Origin of the sequence: Shewanella sp. 6_MG-2023 (assembly GCF_030547195.1) — a bacterium.
In the GTDB taxonomy this organism is placed as follows: domain Bacteria; phylum Pseudomonadota; class Gammaproteobacteria; order Enterobacterales; family Shewanellaceae; genus Shewanella.
The window spans coordinates 1-16,115 of record NZ_JAUOQU010000037.1; the positions used below are offsets into that span (position 1 = coordinate 1).

Consider the following 16,115-nt stretch of genomic DNA (forward strand, 5'->3'; position numbering starts at 1 on the left):
CTTAAAAGCACATTACCTCGTTGCTACAGTTACTCAGAGTGGCTCATTTCAAAAAAGTTCATTACCGCGGTAAATTATTTTAAAGTTTTTTTGGCTAGCTGGCTTGATTGGATTTTATTACTGCAATTTAGTTTTAAATCAGCAGTTTGAATTGGTGTTTAATCTCAGGTCATATTCAAGCTGAGATAAACTTGGCGCAAAAAAAATGGCAACCCAGTGGATTGCCAGAAGTATTTCTATGCGGGTCACTGTTAACGGTGCGCTAGCGTGTTAGCAATGTCCCAATTGGGAGTGATGATGAAAAAGAGTTACCAAATTCGAGTAGCGAAATAATTGGGGAGATTAAATCTATAAAAGCTCAGTATCGAAATAACCTTGATGAGGGGTTAGCCTATTACTGACTAGCTACATTACTAAGAGAGGCTAAGCTGCAAATGGTTCAATAAAATTTATTATTTTTTAAATATTTAGAATGATCGAAAGTGATACATTTTTATGTATCTGTTTTTATTGGGTTTTTGTGATAACCTTTATTGTTCTTTTATGACGAACATCGTCAGGATTAAGGGGTGCTTTATAAACTTTGCTTTAACAAACCAGTCTCATCAAAAATTAGCTCCATAAAAAAAGGCAATCAAACGATTGCCTATTGATCCACTTTGAGATCAAAGGGACCGCGCTAGAAGTCCCAGGGAGATGATGAAAGTGAAAACACTGTCTATATACTATGAGCATCTCAAAGTGAAATAGTTCAAAAAAACATCAATTTTTTTATATTTTTTATCAATAATTTTTTTATGCAATTAAATCAGTAGATTAAAAATACATTAAGTGTCGATTTAATGCGGTAACTATTACTTTTTCAGTAGATACTCAATTTGTTCTACTAAATTTTCAGGTTTCATGGTCGGTGCATAACGCTTTAACACCTTGCCTTCTTTGTCTATTAAGAATTTAGTGAAGTTCCACTTAATTGACTCACTGCCCAGCAACCCTTTAGCTGAAGACTTAAGAAACTGATAGATAGGTGCGGCATTGGCGCCATTAACGTCCACCTTACTAAATAATGGAAAACTAACCCCGAAATTCAGTTCACAGAATTTGCTAATGGTAGCTTCGTCGCCTTTTTCTTGGGAGCCAAACTGGTTACATGGAAACCCTAATATCACTAAACCTTGCTCTTTATATAACTGATACAGGTGCTCAAGGGGTTTATATTGATGGGTGAAGCCGCATTCGCTAGCGGTGTTAACAACCAATACCACATGATCTTTAAATTGATCCATGGATACAGTGTTACCTTGAATGTCTACTGCGCTTTGCTGATAAAATGTTTGGCTCATGGTCAACTCCTAAAACGATAATAATACTTTTAAGTTTTATCATAACTGCAAATTGGATTGTGCACAATTTAAAATACGAATTTAATAAACGCATAAGCTGATCTGGGCTTGCCATCAACGAGAGCAGTTAATTTTACCGATTAAGTTATACTCAACCGCGACTTGATATATTAACTTACAGGTATTGCTAACTCTTATTTATTGTAACTTGGTTGTGGTTTAATTGTGTGTTAATCCATCTAGGCGCTCGTGTTAGGCCTTTTTATAAAGACTAATTAATTAGCTCAGTATAATCTTGGCCCATAAGCACTTAGGTTTGAGGTTATAAATGAATAAAAAAATGATGGCTGTTATTGCAGCGAGTGTGTTTTGCGTCAATGTTAATGCTACTGAGTTTTCTTTAGGGCTCAGTGAGCACGTGGTATCTGCTGACATTAAGACCAATATTAACCCTAATGTTAATCTTGAAGCCGGTTATGTGTATTCAGATAAAAAGGGTAACTTGGCGCAGTTTGCCATGCATATGACCCATCAAACTGGTCCGCATTCAATTGAAATTGGCCCTAAGTTATCCAGTGTTTGGTTTGATAATAGTCCTAATGGCAGTGTCATTGCCGTCGGTGGACACTATGGCTTTGCGCTAGGCAATAAAATATCGCTGCATGCTGATGCTTATTATGCGCCGTCAGTATTGTCTTTTTCGGATGTCGATGGTTACACCGAATTAGGTGGAAAAGTGCAGTATGACTTTAACCCTAATATGGCGGTTTTTTTCGGTTATAGAAATATGACCTTCCAGTATGATGGTCGTTCAGATCGTGCTTTTGAAGATGGTTTCTATATTGGTGGCACTTCACGCTTCTAATACTTATTAAGCGGCACCTGTGGAAACACTCTCCACCAAAAAAAGCAAGTTGCGTGGCAACTTGCTTTTTATTATTTGTAATAGCAGCGTATTTGGCAGTGAGTTCATCTCAAAGTGAGTCGTGCTGCACTAATCATTTAGCCAAGAAGCCTATTTAGGTTTCCAGTTCAAAAAAGGTTTTGATGGTATCCATTTGGTTCATAGCGTCTTTATAACCGAGATCAATTAAGGCACTGGTGTAGGATTTTTCAAATAATAAGTATGACGCGATACTTGAGTCTGATTGACGATTAATGCCAATAAATTTCAATAATATTCTGATGGCGAGAGGTAAGTCTTGAAAGTAGCGCGCGGCAATAACACTTAAATCTTCACTGGGCTTAATGACTAAGGTGTCAATTTTACGCAAATTAACCAGCTTAGCATCGGCGGGTGGAATAAGGTCTAAGGTGCTGTTTATCCGCTCTAAGCGTTCTAAATCACTGTTTAAAGTGTCTGAGAAAATGGTATCCAGTAAATGACCTGCAATGGTTGCTGTTTTTGGGTGAGCATCTATATCACTGTGCCTTTGTTTATGAGGGCTATCTAGATTGATCACCATAATTTTTCTGGCTCCTAGATGTATCGGGCTGGATAACGGCGACAATTGGTGTACTGAGCCATCACCAAAATAGGCTTGTTTTAATTTTACCGATGGAAAAACCAATGGGATAGCTGAGGTCGCCATCAAATGATCTGTGGTTAATGTGGTGCGGGTACCTTGTCTTCTTGCCCGTTGCCAGTCGTTAATATGATGGCTAGCTTGATAGAAACTGTAGGAATATGAGTCATTGTAACTTGATGCATCTAAGCTAATGGCCTTTAAAGCGCCACTACCGATGTTGCGTTCAATACGCTGAAAATCGATTAATTGATTCAGTAGTTTTCGTAATGGCTGATTATCAAGCAGGCTGCCCGCTTCGGTATTGACCTTATCACTTTGTAGCCCTTTTAAGGCCATTTTTGATAAGTGTTTTAATACATTCCAAAACGATGAACTGTAGACTTTATGGGTTTCAAAGTGCCGCCAAACCCAATCAAGTTTGCGAACCCCTAAATGGAAACAAGAGGCATGGGTAGCTAATGACGTTGCGTTAATTGCACCTGCTGAGCTACCACTTAGAATATTAAACGGGATATGATGATTACGCGGATAAAGCTGAACTAGCGCTTTTAACACGCCAATCTGATACGCAGCCCGTGCGCCACCGCCACCTAATACCAGTGCAATTGAATCTGACAACTATGCTCTCCTCTGTTTGATAAGCTGATGATATCAGTATGTATAGCAATAACTGGTTATACCAATCAAAATAACATAATCGACAGTAGTTACATGTAAAATATGAAATGAAAACCAAAAAAAACGCACCTTAAAAGGTGCGTTTTTTACGGCATAGTTTTAAAGCGAATGATTAGCCATTAATTGCTGACTTGATAAAGTCGACAATCTGATCAAACGGGATATCTTGTTTTTCACCAGTGCGGCGGTTTTTATATTCAAACACGCCAGCATCGATATTACGATCGCCAATAACAATTACATGAGGCAAGCCAATTAGCTCCATGTCATTGAACATCACGCCTGGGCGCTCTTTACGGTCATCTAATAAGATTTCAATGCCTTGGGCACTTAAGTCTGCGTAAAGCTGCTCAGCCATGTCTTTTACGCGATGAGACTTATGCATATTCATCGGTAAAATCCCCACAGTGAACGGCGCCAGTGACTCAGGTAACTTCATACCGCGGTCATCATGGTTTTGCTCGATTGCAGCGGCAACGATACGGCTAACACCAGCGCCATAACAACCCATTTGCATCACTTTTGACTTACCGTTTTCATCAAGTACGGTTGCGCCCATTGCTTCTGAGTAGTTAGTACCAAGTTGGAAGATATGACCGACTTCAATACCACGTGCAAACGCATAAACACCTTTACCATCTGGGCTTGCTTCACCTTCAACCACGTTACGAATATCCATCGCTTGTGCCATTGGTAAATCGCGCTCCCAGTTGATGCCAAAGTAATGCTTACCTTCTTGGTTAGCACCAGCAGCAAAGTCGCTCATTAGCGCGACGTCACGGTCAATGATAATAGGCATTTCAAGGCCTACAGGGCCGATTGAACCTGGACCTGCGCCTACAGCTGCAACCATTTCAGCATCAGTGGCAAACTCAAGTGGTGAGGCAACGAGCTCATGCTTCTCAGCTTTTAATTCGTTTAACTCATGATCGCCACGAATAACTAATGCTACCAATGGTGCATCTTCAGTTGCGCCCTTAACAATCAGGGTTTTAACTGTTTTAGTTATTTCAAGTTCAAACTGCTCAACTAATTCAGCAATGGTTTTGGCATTTGGCGTATCAACGACAGTCATTTCCTGTGTTGGTGCGGCTAATGTGCCAGTTGGTGCTGCAGTTTCTGCTTTTTCAATGTTTGCGGCATAATCACTTTCAGTTGAATAAGCGATCAAGTCTTCACCACTGTTAGCAAGAACATGGAACTCATGTGAGGTACTACCACCAATTGAACCCGTGTCAGCAATAACAGGACGGAAAGCAAGACCCATACGATTAAAGATGTTGCAGTATGCTTGATGCATGTCTGCATAAGTCTTATCCATGCACTCTTGGGTTAAATGGAAAGAATAGGCATCTTTCATCAAAAATTCACGTGCACGCATCACGCCAAAACGAGGACGGACTTCATCACGGAATTTTGTTTGTACTTGATATAATGTCAGTGGTAATTGCTTATAAGAGCTCACTTCTTTACGGACTAAATCAGTAATCACTTCTTCATGGGTTGGGCCTAAAACGAAGTCGCGGTTATGACGATCTTGGAAGCGGAGCAATTCAGGACCAAATTTTTCCCAACGTCCTGTTTCAACCCAAAGATCGGCCGGCTGTACTAGGGGCATCAAAATTTCAATAGAACCGACTTTGTTCATTTCTTCACGAACAATGGCTTCGACTTTACGTAATACACGTAAACCACTCGGTAACCATGAATAAAGGCCTGATGCATTACGACGGATAAAGCCGGCACGTAACATCAATTGATGGCTGATGACTTCTGCATTTGCAGGTGTTTCTTTTTGTGTTGAAAGCAGGTACTTGCTAACTCGCATTCCCAATGTCCACTTAGTAGCTATTAATGTGCGACATTTTATCACCTGTAACGATGAAGTCACCAGATAATTAAGCGATACCTGACAAAGATAGCCATAGGGCTATGGCAAAATGATATGGGCGATAAATTAAAGCAACTATTTATCGCGTCGGTCGCCAATGATTTTGGCAGGGTTACCGGCAACAATCGCAAATTCGGGAACATCTTTGGTCACAATACTACCCATGCCAACAATGGCTTGGTTGCCAATAGTAACCCCATCAACAATGCCAGCTTGGGCGCCAATCCATACATCACGGCCAATGACAATACCCTTTGATTGACTGGGTTGTTGATAGATATCTTGCTCTGCTGACATGCCATGGTTAAAAGCATAAATCGTGACGTTATTGGCGATACGGGTTTTATCACCAATGGTGATGCCGCAGCGACCGCCATCAAAAGAGCAGCCATGATTAATGGCCACTTCATTGCCTAGGGTTATCGGCCCATGTAAAAACACCTCGGCGGCAATCATGCATTGATTTCCCATAGTTATATTGCGCCCAGGCTCTGCAAACACATTGGCTTCGGGGGCGATAAAACACTGCTGACCAAACTTAATGGTTTCAAGCTGCTCAAATTGTTGCTGAACTTCATCTTGCCAGGGTTTAGCCCAGGTAAATTGTTTGTCTTTTAAGGAAAAATACAACCACGGCATCCAAGATAAACGTTTTTTATGCTGAGTTTGATAATCAGGACTTTTGTTTGTATCAAGGGTGCTGTTCAAATCAGACTTCATATTAGTTTTGACCAACGCTGGTGGGTTTAATTTCAATAACATTAATCTGCTGCTCAGTGACGGTCCAAAAAATATCAATATCATATAAGGCCACTTGATATAATTTTGGATCTGCTTTGGCTTTTTTATAAGCAGGTCGAGGGTCTTGAGCTAACACGTCAGTAATAAGTTGAATTAAATCACTGTTATTGAGCTTAGATGAGTGGGCGTCAATTTGCGCTTTTGCCAAGCTTGAAAATTGTACATCAATTAATTTTGGCGCATCTTGAGCGATGCCACCTGTCGCACTTTCTATTGAGTCAGAAAATGGAATATAAGGTTTTATATCAATAATGGGGGTACCATCTAATAAATCCATGCCGGATATTTCAAGACAAACTTTGCCATTTTTCTGAATAACCTTATGCAATTTAACCACTGACTGGCCAATACCATTAGGTCTGAATGTAGAGCGGGTGGCAAATACGCCTAACTTTTCATTGCCACCTAATCTTGGTGGTCTGACGGTATTTTTCCAACCTTGCTGTAGGTTTTCATGAAAACAAAAAAGCAGCCATAAGTGTGAATATTGTTCAATACCTCTAACCGCATCAAGGTTATTGACTTGAGGGGCTAATTCAATAACACCTTTAATATTTACCAACCCTGGTTGTCTTGGGATACCAAACTTTTGTTTGTAAGGGGTACGACAATACCCGACGGCCTCTATTTGAGAGCTAAAGTTTTGCGCGTTAGGATCTGTTTTCATGTCTAAGAAACCGTCAAGTGTTGTTACTAATAAATTAAGAGGGGGCATAATCAAGCATTGAACCGAATAAATGTTCAATGCTTTGTTAATTTAATACTAAAGAGCCATTAGCCAATGTAAGGTTTTAAGCAAAGCGGGTGTTAACGTCTTTAAAATGCTTCGGATAACAGCATAAATAAAATGACTTAGACACCTAGCCTGATGGTTTAATTTCTTTGACCATTAGCCATTAATAGTCGGTTGCTCTAATACTAAATTATTAACAAGTATCTACTGCTCAGTAGCGGTTTTAATTGCTTGGCCGACACAAATTGCTTGGCTGTAGCAGCTGTCGACCTGTTGTTCTGTTAATAGGCATTTTTTGATCATTAGCCCATTGGCACCTAGCTCGACCGCCTGTTTTCGTGCATCGGTTCTCGCATCTGCAATGCTTGCAGGAACCCCATCAGCAGTTTGTTGGCATGATTCACCTTCAACTAGGCCTAACACCTCAAATGACCCTTTAGGGCGTTGGTTCTCTTTATATAGAACCACATTTCCAGGTTTGAAATAGTCATCAATTGCCTTAGCGTCTAGGTTACTATTAAAAGTGTATTCACTAGCACAACCAGATAATAATATTGCTGAGCTTATAGCTAAAGAAAAAACAGGACGAGAAACGTTCATAGTAAAGCCTAATTCAAAAGAGGTGAATGTAGTATAGTTTACAATGCTTGCTAGCAGGTGGGAATAGAATACAGATAAGAAAAAAGCTTACCAAAGTAAGCTTTTTCTATATGAAGGATGTCAAAACAGCAAGTGTTATTCCATACCAGGAATTAAGAAGTCTTCCATTGTTTTGCCATTATCAACTTGGTTTTTGAACACAGTTGGCATACGGCCTTGACCCGTCCACTGGATTAATTCGCCATCAACTTCAATTTGGTATTTAGCAGGGCGCGGCGCACGTTTTTTTGGTGCAGGCTTAATTGATACTTCACCTAAGTCTTCAATTGATAAACCACTGTTTTCAATTTGCGCTAGAATTTCAGCAATGCGTGCATTTCTTTCTGCATTGGCTTCTTGTTCTGCTTTTTCGTCTTCTTCTCTTTCTGTAATGATTTTTTCAAGCTTTACTGAAAGCTCACGTAAATCTTCTACAGACAACTCTTTAACTGCAGCTTTAAAACGACGACCATGGGTTAGTATTTCTAAAAAGTCACTCATATCAATGTGCATCCTAATGGTTATTAAATAATAAGTTTTCAAGTAATGCTTTAGAGATTAAAGAATACCTATCAAAATCGCTACATTGCTTAATTATTTAGCATTGGAGTGTCAAATTTAATTGACCATTAAGCATGTCAATAAAGCACAATATTTAATAGTAAAAAAATAAGTTTACTTGAATAGTCATTAATAATAGAAACTAAATCTGAATGGATCAAATAAAATCATCAATAAGTAGATAAAAATTAATTAATCTACCTTTTAGGTACCTTATTTAATATAAATTGTGCAGATGTCAGTTCTTTTAAACGCACATTGAGCCAAAAAAAATATAAACAAGTGTTTGACTTAGGTTGACGTTAACGTTAACAGGCCGTAAAGTTGAGCCATATTACATTGGTTAAAACCAATGTGCCGTCCACATACATTGAAGGTGTAAAAGGAAATCCCATGAAAGTATTGGTGCCTGTAAAGCGCGTAGTCGATGCAAATGTGAAGGTCAGAGTAAACGCTGACAACACAAATGTTGATACTGCTAATTTGAAAATGGCGTTAAACCCATTCTGTGAAATTGCAGTTGAAGAAGCTGTAAGATTGAAAGAAGCAGGAAGTGTTACGGAAATTGTTGTGGTCACTATTGGAGCTAAAAATGCTCAAGAACAATTACGTACCTCGATGGCGCTTGGTGCCGACCGTGCTATTCATGTCCTGACTGATGACGAGTTAGTGCCGTTATCGATTGCTAAAATTTTAAAAGCGGTTCAAGAAAAAGAACAAGCAGAATTAGTGATATTTGGTAAGCAATCTATTGATGGCGACAATAACCAAACCGGTCAAATGCTAGCTGCATTAACGAATATGCCTCAAGCAACGTTTGCATCAGAGCTAACATTAACGGCAGACAGTGCAGAAGTAACCCGTGAGATTGACGGCGGCTTACAAACAATAAAAATGCCATTACCAGCGGTGGTTACGGTTGATTTACGTTTAAATGAACCTCGTTACGCATCATTACCTAATATTATGAAAGCTAAGCGTAAGCCATTAGAGACACTTTCAATTGATGATTTAGGCGTAAGCTTAAAAGCACATCAAACCATTATAAAAGTCACCCCTCCAGCTGAGCGTAAAGCTGGCATCATGGTGAATTCAGTGGCTGAATTAGTTGAAAAGTTAAAAAATGAAGCGAAGGTGATCTAATTATGACTATTTTAGTATTAGCTGAACATGATAACGCAAGCTTAAAATTAGATACCGCTAAAGCAGTAAGCGCAGCGGTTGCCATTGGTGGTGATGTGCATGTGTTAGTTGCTGGTAGTGATTGCGCTGCAGCAGTTACCGCAGCGCAAGCATTAACAGGCGTAAGCAAGGTATTAGTTGCTGATAATGCTGTGTATCAAGCGCAACTAGCAGAAAACCTTTCACAGTTAGTGGTTAACCTTGCAGGTGATTACGAACATATTATTTCTGCGGCTAGCAGTGTCGGTAAAGATACCCTGCCACGAGTCGCGGCGTTATTAGATGTGGCGCAAGTTTCTGAAGTGATTGAAGTTGTAAGCCCAGATACCTTCGTGCGTCCTGTTTATGCCGGTTCGGCATTAGCGACAGTGCAAAGTTTAGATGCGGTTAAAGTGCTAACAGTACGAACCAGTGCTTTTGATGCCGCAACCAATGACGGCAGTGCAGAAGCGGTTATGGTTGATTTTGTTGCCACAGCAGCGGCAGAATTTGTTTCGCAAACATTAACTGAATCAGAGCGTCCTGAGCTTGGCAGTGCTGGGGTGATTGTTTCCGGCGGCCGCGGTATGGGCAGTGGTGAGAACTTTGCTATTTTAGAAGCGCTTGCTGATAAATTAACTGCTGCTGTTGGTGCTTCGCGCGCAGCTGTTGATGCTGGCTTTGTACCGAATGATTTACAAGTAGGACAAACTGGTAAAATTGTCGCACCTGATCTGTATATTGCTGTAGGTATCTCAGGGGCTATTCAGCATCTTGCTGGTATGAAAGACTCTAAAGTCATTGTGGCAATCAACAAAGATCCTGAAGCGCCGATTTTCCAGGTTGCAGATTATGGTCTGGAAGCTGATTTGTTTGAAGCGATCCCTGAGCTAACTAATTTGCTATAGTCCTTAATTAGAGCCCTTAATTAGAGCCCTAAATAAGAGTCCTAAATAATGCTCTTTATAATAGGATTATGGCTACGCTAGTTTTTTAGTGAGTTAATATCCACTAATAAAAAACGGCACTAAAAGGCTTTTACCGAGAGGTAAAAGCCTTTTTTAATGTTCCGTAGATAGTTGCTGCCAATTTATACTAATGCGTTGTTATTTGCGGTGCTGTTCTATCAGTGAGCAAAAATTACCACTGCGTTAAATATGAACCCTTGCTAATAAAAGGTTACACTAGTGCTGCGTCAATGTGCGCGGTTTTAGTTGTGATGTTATATATCACAAGATAATCAAGTTTTATCTGGCAATGATGCTACTGCTTATGTTTGTATGATGGGGTGTTGATATACAGAGCCTTTCTGTTGTTAGCATAAGTAGAGGTGCATTAAGTATCAGTACGGGTGAGTTGGGTGATGCCAATAACTTATTCGGAAAGGATTTAGTGCCGAAGTAAATGGATTCTATCAAAACCATTTATTGGGGCAGTTACCGAAAGGGACTGCACTGTCATGGTAATTTCTATCCGAAAGGGTAGAAGAATATATATCGACAACGATATTGATATTACTGTGGAGTGCTACTGAAAAGAATTTCGTTTACGTATTCAACGTAAACTTGCCTTATCAGTTATTCTCCATTCGTACTCAACGAAGAAATTATAAGAAATGATGATAACAAGTTACGCCGATTCGGCTCTCTCGCTTTTGCCACCAGTAGTGGCTATTTTGCTCGCAGTATTAACTCGCCGAGTCTTACTTTCATTGGGCTTAGGTATTATCACCGGGGTGTTTTTACTCGGTGATTTTTCAGTTAGCGCTGCAGCCTCAAATTTACTGACTACCGTCACGGGTCTAGTTTGGGATGATGGCGCGCTCAATTCATGGAACCTACAAATTTTAGGTTTCTTGGTGATTTTGGGCATGATCACGGCATTAATCACGGTAAGTGGTTCAGCTCGCGCCTTTGCTGATTGGGCTCATCAACGTATTCGCAATAAACGTGATGCCAAGTTGATGACTATCTTCCTTGGTGTTGTAGTGTTTATTGATGACTACTTTAACAGTATTGTGGTGGGATCTATTGCACGTCCAATCACCGACCGTTACCACATTTCACGGGCTAAATTAGCCTACTTATTGGATTCAACAGCGGCACCAATTTGTGTTATCTCGCCTGTTTCAAGCTGGGGGGCGTACATTATCGCCCTGATCGGCGGGATTTTAACGGCTCATGGCTTTGCTGATACAGGGCATTTAAGTGTGTTCCTGCAAATGATCCCAATGAACTTTTATGCCATTTTTGCATTATTATTATTGGTGTGTGTGGCGTTATTTGGTTTAGATATTGGCCCAATGCGTAAGCATGAACAAAATGCCCAAAAGGGTGAGTTGTTCGACGAATCTAAAGGCTTACCACCAGGAGCCACAGCCGATTTACCAGAAGCGGAAACCGGTAAAATCATTGGCTTATTCTTACCTATATTAGTGTTAGTTGCGGCAACCTTCTATTTCATGGTGGCGTCAGGCGCTGATGCATTATCAGCTAATGATTTACCTTTTAGCATTTTAGGAGCATTTGAAAATACTGAAGTGAGCTCGTCACTATTTTACGGTTCACTGGTAGGGTTAGCGGTCACCTTAGTATTAACTGTGAAGCAAAAAATTGCTCTGCCTATGGTGTTCACTGGCATCAAACTTGGCGCTAAATCAATGCTACCTGCCATTTATATTTTGTTATTTGCTTGGACGATTTCAACGGTTATTGGCAACCTTGAAACCGGTAAATACATGGCCAGTTTAGCCACAGGCAATATTCCATTTGCGATGCTACCTGCAGTATTATTTTTATTAGCAGGCCTAACCGCATTTGCAACCGGCACCAGCTGGGGTACCTTCGGTATCATGTTGCCAATTGCAGCTGATATGGCGATGGGCAGTGATAGCACTATGATGTTACCTATGCTTGCAGCCGTGTTATCTGGTGCAGTATTTGGCGATCATTGTTCACCGATTTCAGATACCACTATCTTGTCGTCAACGGGGGCGAGTTGTCACCATATCGATCACGTAATGACGCAATTACCTTATGCGTTAATCGTGGCGGTCATTAGTATTATTGGCTACGGTGTATTAGGTTTTACCGCGTCAGTGGCCATGGGCTTGGTCACCTGTAGTGTGCTATTTGTATTAAGCGTTATTGGACTGAAGTTGATCACTAAATAGCGTAAGCTAACTCGGTTTGATTTAAGCTTATCGCGAACTTTAGATATAGCTAACTTGTATGAAAATGCCGCTCAGATGAGCGGCATTTTTTATGTTTTAAAATCAAGGCTGCATAATAAAGTGGTATATATAAGCTAAATATCTAAGTCGAATCACTAGAGTGAACCTCAAAGGTTTAAGCTCACATGTTTTGTTTATGCAGCAGTTATTGTTAGCGAAGAGAAGCAGCGATTAGCGCTGTGAGTGAATGACGGTTTCTGTCAATGGTGAGTACAAGGGTTAGCAATTATAGGGATTAACAAGTACTGCTAATCAGCGTACTCGGATCTAGGTGAAAATTGAGATAAAAAAATGCCGCTCAAATGAGCGGCATTTTTAGGATTTAAGTTTAAGTGCTAAATAAAATTAGCTTTAACCAAACTTAAATGATGTTAAGCCACAAGGTTCTAATAGCGTTAGTTTAAACCACGACGCTCAAGTAATGCATCAGTCGTCGGCTCTTGACCTCTGAAGGCTTTATACGCATCCATTGGTGGTACTGAGTTACCCACTTCACGAATGGTTTTGCGATACTTCATCCCAATTTCACGGTTTAGACCGCCTTGAGTTTGTACGTAAGCAAAGGCATCAGCTGCAAGGATTTCACTCCACATGTAAGCGTAATAACTTGCAGAGTAGCCGCCCGGGAAAGCGTGAGCAAAATAGCTTGAGCGGTAACGAGGTGGTACCGCTTTAATGTCAACACCGTGTTTTTTCAGGGCGCTTGCTTCAAAGCTCGCCACATCTTGTAATGGCACATCAGCAGCAAGTGAATGCCACTCTAAATCAACTAGTGCTGCCGCCATATACTCTAAGGTGTCAAACCCTTGATTAAAGCTGCGAGACTCAAGTAATTTTTCTAGTAGTGCCTCAGGAATGACTTCGCCTGTTTCATAGTGCTTAGCATAGTTAGCCAGCACTTTAGGGTGCGCTGCCCAGTCTTCTTCAAATGTCGATGGGAACTCTACAAAGTCACGTGATACTGAGGTGCCCGCAAGTGATGGGTAAGTAACTTTTGAGAACATACCGTGGGTACCATGGCCCATTTCATGGAACATGGTGGTGACTTCACTGTAGCTCACAAATGTTGGCTGACCTTCAGGGGCTTTCTTAATGTTCATCACATTAACTACCACAGGCTTGTTGTTTAATAACTCAGACTGACCCACAAACGAGTTCATCCAAGCGCCGCCACGTTTACCTTCACGAGAAAAGTAATCAGCATAAAAGATAGCCATACTGCTGCCATCTTCATCAAACATTTCATACGCTTTTACATCAGGGTGATAAACAGGCAGATCAGGTCTTGGTGTTAAGGTCACGCCATACAATTCTTTAAGAGTGAAAAACACGCCATCTTCCAGTACACGATTAAATTCAAAATAAGGCTTAATTGATGCCTCATCTAAATCAAATTTTTCTTTACGTACACGCTCGGCATAATAAGCCCAATCCCATGGTTCAAGGGTAAAGTCGCCGCCCATTTTGGTGATCATTGCTTGTATGTCTGCGGCTTCTTTTTGGGTGTTTTCAACTACAGCAGGCACCATTGAGCCAAACATCTTATAAACCGCATCTGGGGTTTTGGCCATTTGTGGCGCTAAGCGGTAATCTGCCCAACTGTCATAACCCAGTAATTGGGCTTTTTCGGCACGTAGTTGCGCTAAACGAGCCACTAAAGAAGCGGTTTCATTGTCACCCGTTAAACCGCGGTTAGCAGATGCTTGCCATACTTGTTGACGTAACTGACGGTTGTCTAGTTGGGCTAATACAGGCTGACGAGTGGTGTTGGTAATGCTAAGTAAGTATTTACCTTCATGGCCTGCTGCACTGGCATCAATGGCTGCTGATTTAATGGCGGTTGCTGATAAACCCGCAAGCTCTGACTCATCCTCAACGACTACGGCGATTTCTTTACTTAAGCGCATTAGTCGCTGTGAGAATTCGTTAGTCAAGGTTGACTGCTCTTCATTCAATACACGAATTTGCTGTTTTTGCGCTTCTGTTAGTTTAGCGCCCGCTAGAACAAAACGTTGATGATAAACTTCAATTAAGCGTTTTGCTTCAGGGCTAATTTCTAAGCCTTCACGGCTGTTATAAATCTGTTCAATGCGGCTAAAAAGTGCAGCATTTAAATTAATGTTGTCAGAATGGGCTGCCATTTTAGGCGCCATAATGCCCTGTATTTTACGTAGCTCAGGGTTACTTGTTGAACCGGTTAAATTATAAAAAACCTTCGATGTACGGCCTAATAGTTCACCGCTTTTTTCCATGGCAACAATGGTATTTTCAAAGGTTGCAGGCGCTGGATTGTTAGCAATAACCAAGATTTGCTGGTAATGCTCATTGATACCTTGCTCAAGCGCAGGTAAGAAGTGCTCATTTTTTATGTCAGCAAAATTAGGGGTTTGATATTGCAAGCTGCTTGGAGCAAAAAAAGGATTATCTGCTTGTATCATAGTGACGTTTTCAGCTTGGGTTGTATCAGTATTTGAGATTGAGCATCCACCTACGACGATTGTGGCAGCAATAGCTGCAGCAACAAGTGTTTTATGCATAGTGTTTAGACTTCCTATTATATTTTATTGTTCAAACAATCTATCAATTGTTTCTTAATCGTATCTGAAGTAATACAAAAAGCGTGAACTATGATGGCTTTTTTAACGTTAACTGTTTAATAAATGTGACATGTTAACTGGATTTAACATGTAATTACTGCTGCGAGAGGTGATTAGCTCAAAAGCGCAGCTGCACAGAGATGATTTTTTGTGATACCGACATGAGTTTATCTATTCTAACGCTTATTTCGCTGCTGAAAAAATGATAAACTGCCACGGTAAATAACCATAAGGACACACCGTTTTGGCGCAACTCTACTTCTACTATTCTGCAATGAATGCAGGTAAATCAACTTCGCTACTGCAATCATCGTACAACTACCGTGAACGTGGAATGAATACCTTAGTCATGACAGCGTCAATTGATGATCGTTATGGTATTGGCAAAGTGGCTTCTCGTATTGGTATTGAAACCGAAGCCCATGTTTTTAGTGATGGTGATAACCTTGCTTATTTTATTGAAAAGCAACTTGCTGAACAAAAGCTGCACTGCATATTAATTGATGAGTCGCAATTTTTAAGTAAAGAGCAAGTTAAGCAGTTAACCCATGTGGTTGATAATTTTGATATTCCAGTGCTGTGCTATGGTTTAAAAACCGACTTTCAAGGTGAATTGTTTACCGGAAGCCAATACTTATTAGCCTGGGCTGATAAATTGGTAGAACTTAAAACTATTTGCCATTGCGGCCGTAAAGCCAACATGGTGTTAAGACTGGATGGCAACGGTAAGCCTATGCGTGATGGTGAGCAAGTTGCCATTGGCGGTAACGAAAGTTACGAGTCGGTATGCCGTAAGCATTTTAGAGAATTTCTTTGGGACTAGTTCGTTGCAGTTAACGAGTTACTCTTAAATAAAACAGCGCCTATATTGATTTATAGGCGCTGTTTTTGTTTGGACTTGTTTTTGGTAGTTACTTACAAAGCAGCGTTAAAAATCCGCCTCATCAAAA

The 16,115-nt window shown here is 40.5% G+C and carries 13 protein-coding genes and 1 riboswitch; of the genes, 5 read left to right on the forward strand and 8 right to left on the reverse strand.

Annotated elements, in window-relative coordinates:
* Positions 1 to 854: 854 nt before the first annotated feature.
* Positions 855 to 1,343: a glutathione peroxidase gene (locus tag Q4533_RS17325; RefSeq protein WP_102440660.1), complete on the reverse strand. Its 489-nt coding sequence runs from the start codon at positions 1,341 to 1,343 to the stop codon at positions 855 to 857.
* Positions 1,344 to 1,671: 328 nt separating this feature from the next.
* On the opposite strand from Q4533_RS17325, the gene Q4533_RS17330 reads away from it, so the two are divergent.
* Positions 1,672 to 2,208, forward strand: a complete 537-nt coding sequence (locus Q4533_RS17330) for a YfaZ family outer membrane protein (RefSeq protein ID WP_102440659.1) — start codon at positions 1,672 to 1,674, stop codon at positions 2,206 to 2,208.
* Between the two features lie 154 nt (positions 2,209 to 2,362).
* Here the strand turns inward: Q4533_RS17330 and Q4533_RS17335 are convergent, their stop codons facing one another.
* The 6 genes from Q4533_RS17335 to Q4533_RS17360 all read right to left on the reverse strand — a co-directional run bounded on the left by Q4533_RS17335 (position 2,363) and on the right by Q4533_RS17360 (position 8,115).
* Complete coding sequence (locus Q4533_RS17335; protein ID WP_303503528.1) at positions 2,363 to 3,490, reverse strand: patatin-like phospholipase family protein; 1,128 nt, start codon at positions 3,488 to 3,490, stop codon at positions 2,363 to 2,365.
* A gap of 172 nt (positions 3,491 to 3,662) precedes the next feature.
* Positions 3,663 to 5,378, reverse strand: coding sequence for a proline--tRNA ligase (locus Q4533_RS17340; protein WP_102531073.1), 1,716 nt, complete (start codon positions 5,376 to 5,378; stop codon positions 3,663 to 3,665).
* 138 nt (positions 5,379 to 5,516) lie between these two features.
* Complete coding sequence (locus Q4533_RS17345) at positions 5,517 to 6,161, reverse strand: DapH/DapD/GlmU-related protein (RefSeq protein WP_102440662.1); 645 nt, start codon at positions 6,159 to 6,161, stop codon at positions 5,517 to 5,519.
* 1 nt (position 6,162) lies between these two features.
* On the reverse strand, positions 6,163 to 6,909 hold the full coding sequence (gene tsaA / locus Q4533_RS17350; RefSeq protein WP_102477014.1) for a tRNA (N6-threonylcarbamoyladenosine(37)-N6)-methyltransferase TrmO: 747 nt from the start codon (positions 6,907 to 6,909) through the stop codon (positions 6,163 to 6,165).
* A 270-nt stretch (positions 6,910 to 7,179) separates the two neighbouring features.
* Positions 7,180 to 7,575, reverse strand: a complete 396-nt coding sequence (gene rcsF, locus Q4533_RS17355; protein ID WP_303414390.1) for an Rcs stress response system protein RcsF — start codon at positions 7,573 to 7,575, stop codon at positions 7,180 to 7,182.
* Between the two features lie 135 nt (positions 7,576 to 7,710).
* On the reverse strand, positions 7,711 to 8,115 hold the full coding sequence (locus tag Q4533_RS17360) for an H-NS family nucleoid-associated regulatory protein (protein ID WP_076540367.1): 405 nt from the start codon (positions 8,113 to 8,115) through the stop codon (positions 7,711 to 7,713).
* Between the two features lie 453 nt (positions 8,116 to 8,568).
* Here Q4533_RS17360 and Q4533_RS17365 point away from each other — a divergent pair, with 453 nt between their 5' ends.
* The 3 genes from Q4533_RS17365 (at position 8,569) to Q4533_RS17375 (ending at position 12,508) form a co-directional block, all read left to right on the forward strand.
* The gene (locus Q4533_RS17365) at positions 8,569 to 9,318 is read left to right on the forward strand and encodes an electron transfer flavoprotein subunit beta/FixA family protein (protein ID WP_102440655.1); all 750 of its coding nucleotides are present in this window, start codon (positions 8,569 to 8,571) and stop codon (positions 9,316 to 9,318) included.
* Between the two features lie 2 nt (positions 9,319 to 9,320).
* Positions 9,321 to 10,244 (forward strand): electron transfer flavoprotein subunit alpha/FixB family protein, encoded by a 924-nt coding sequence (locus tag Q4533_RS17370; protein ID WP_303503531.1) that lies wholly within the window; start codon positions 9,321 to 9,323, stop codon positions 10,242 to 10,244.
* A gap of 409 nt (positions 10,245 to 10,653) precedes the next feature.
* Positions 10,654 to 10,874: riboswitch (Lysine riboswitch) on the forward strand.
* Positions 10,875 to 10,951: 77 nt separating this feature from the next.
* On the forward strand, positions 10,952 to 12,508 hold the full coding sequence (locus Q4533_RS17375; protein ID WP_102476998.1) for a Na+/H+ antiporter NhaC family protein: 1,557 nt from the start codon (positions 10,952 to 10,954) through the stop codon (positions 12,506 to 12,508).
* A gap of 455 nt (positions 12,509 to 12,963) precedes the next feature.
* Here the strand turns inward: Q4533_RS17375 and Q4533_RS17380 are convergent, their stop codons facing one another.
* Entirely contained in the window at positions 12,964 to 15,105 is a 2,142-nt protein-coding gene (locus tag Q4533_RS17380) for a M3 family metallopeptidase (RefSeq protein WP_102476999.1), read from the reverse strand.
* Between the two features lie 304 nt (positions 15,106 to 15,409).
* On the opposite strand from Q4533_RS17380, the gene Q4533_RS17385 reads away from it, so the two are divergent.
* Positions 15,410 to 15,988 (forward strand): thymidine kinase, encoded by a 579-nt coding sequence (locus tag Q4533_RS17385; protein WP_076540377.1) that lies wholly within the window; start codon positions 15,410 to 15,412, stop codon positions 15,986 to 15,988.
* Positions 15,989 to 16,115: the final 127 nt, after the last annotated feature.

Coding starts and splice junctions, on each gene's coding strand:
- Q4533_RS17340 (WP_102531073.1), bottom strand. CDS start 5,378: ATGCGAGTTAGCAAGTACCTGCTTTCAACACAAAAAGAAACACCTGCA.
- Q4533_RS17365 (WP_102440655.1), top strand. CDS start 8,569: ATGAAAGTATTGGTGCCTGTAAAGCGCGTAGTCGATGCAAATGTGAAG.
- Q4533_RS17345 (WP_102440662.1), bottom strand. CDS start 6,161: ATGAAGTCTGATTTGAACAGCACCCTTGATACAAACAAAAGTCCTGAT.
- tsaA (WP_102477014.1), bottom strand. CDS start 6,909: ATGAAAACAGATCCTAACGCGCAAAACTTTAGCTCTCAAATAGAGGCC.
- Q4533_RS17360 (WP_076540367.1), bottom strand. CDS start 8,115: ATGAGTGACTTTTTAGAAATACTAACCCATGGTCGTCGTTTTAAAGCT.
- Q4533_RS17380 (WP_102476999.1), bottom strand. CDS start 15,105: ATGCATAAAACACTTGTTGCTGCAGCTATTGCTGCCACAATCGTCGTA.
- rcsF (WP_303414390.1), bottom strand. CDS start 7,575: ATGAACGTTTCTCGTCCTGTTTTTTCTTTAGCTATAAGCTCAGCAATA.
- Q4533_RS17370 (WP_303503531.1), top strand. CDS start 9,321: ATGACTATTTTAGTATTAGCTGAACATGATAACGCAAGCTTAAAATTA.
- Q4533_RS17325 (WP_102440660.1), bottom strand. CDS start 1,343: ATGAGCCAAACATTTTATCAGCAAAGCGCAGTAGACATTCAAGGTAAC.
- Q4533_RS17375 (WP_102476998.1), top strand. CDS start 10,952: ATGATGATAACAAGTTACGCCGATTCGGCTCTCTCGCTTTTGCCACCA.
- Q4533_RS17330 (WP_102440659.1), top strand. CDS start 1,672: ATGAATAAAAAAATGATGGCTGTTATTGCAGCGAGTGTGTTTTGCGTC.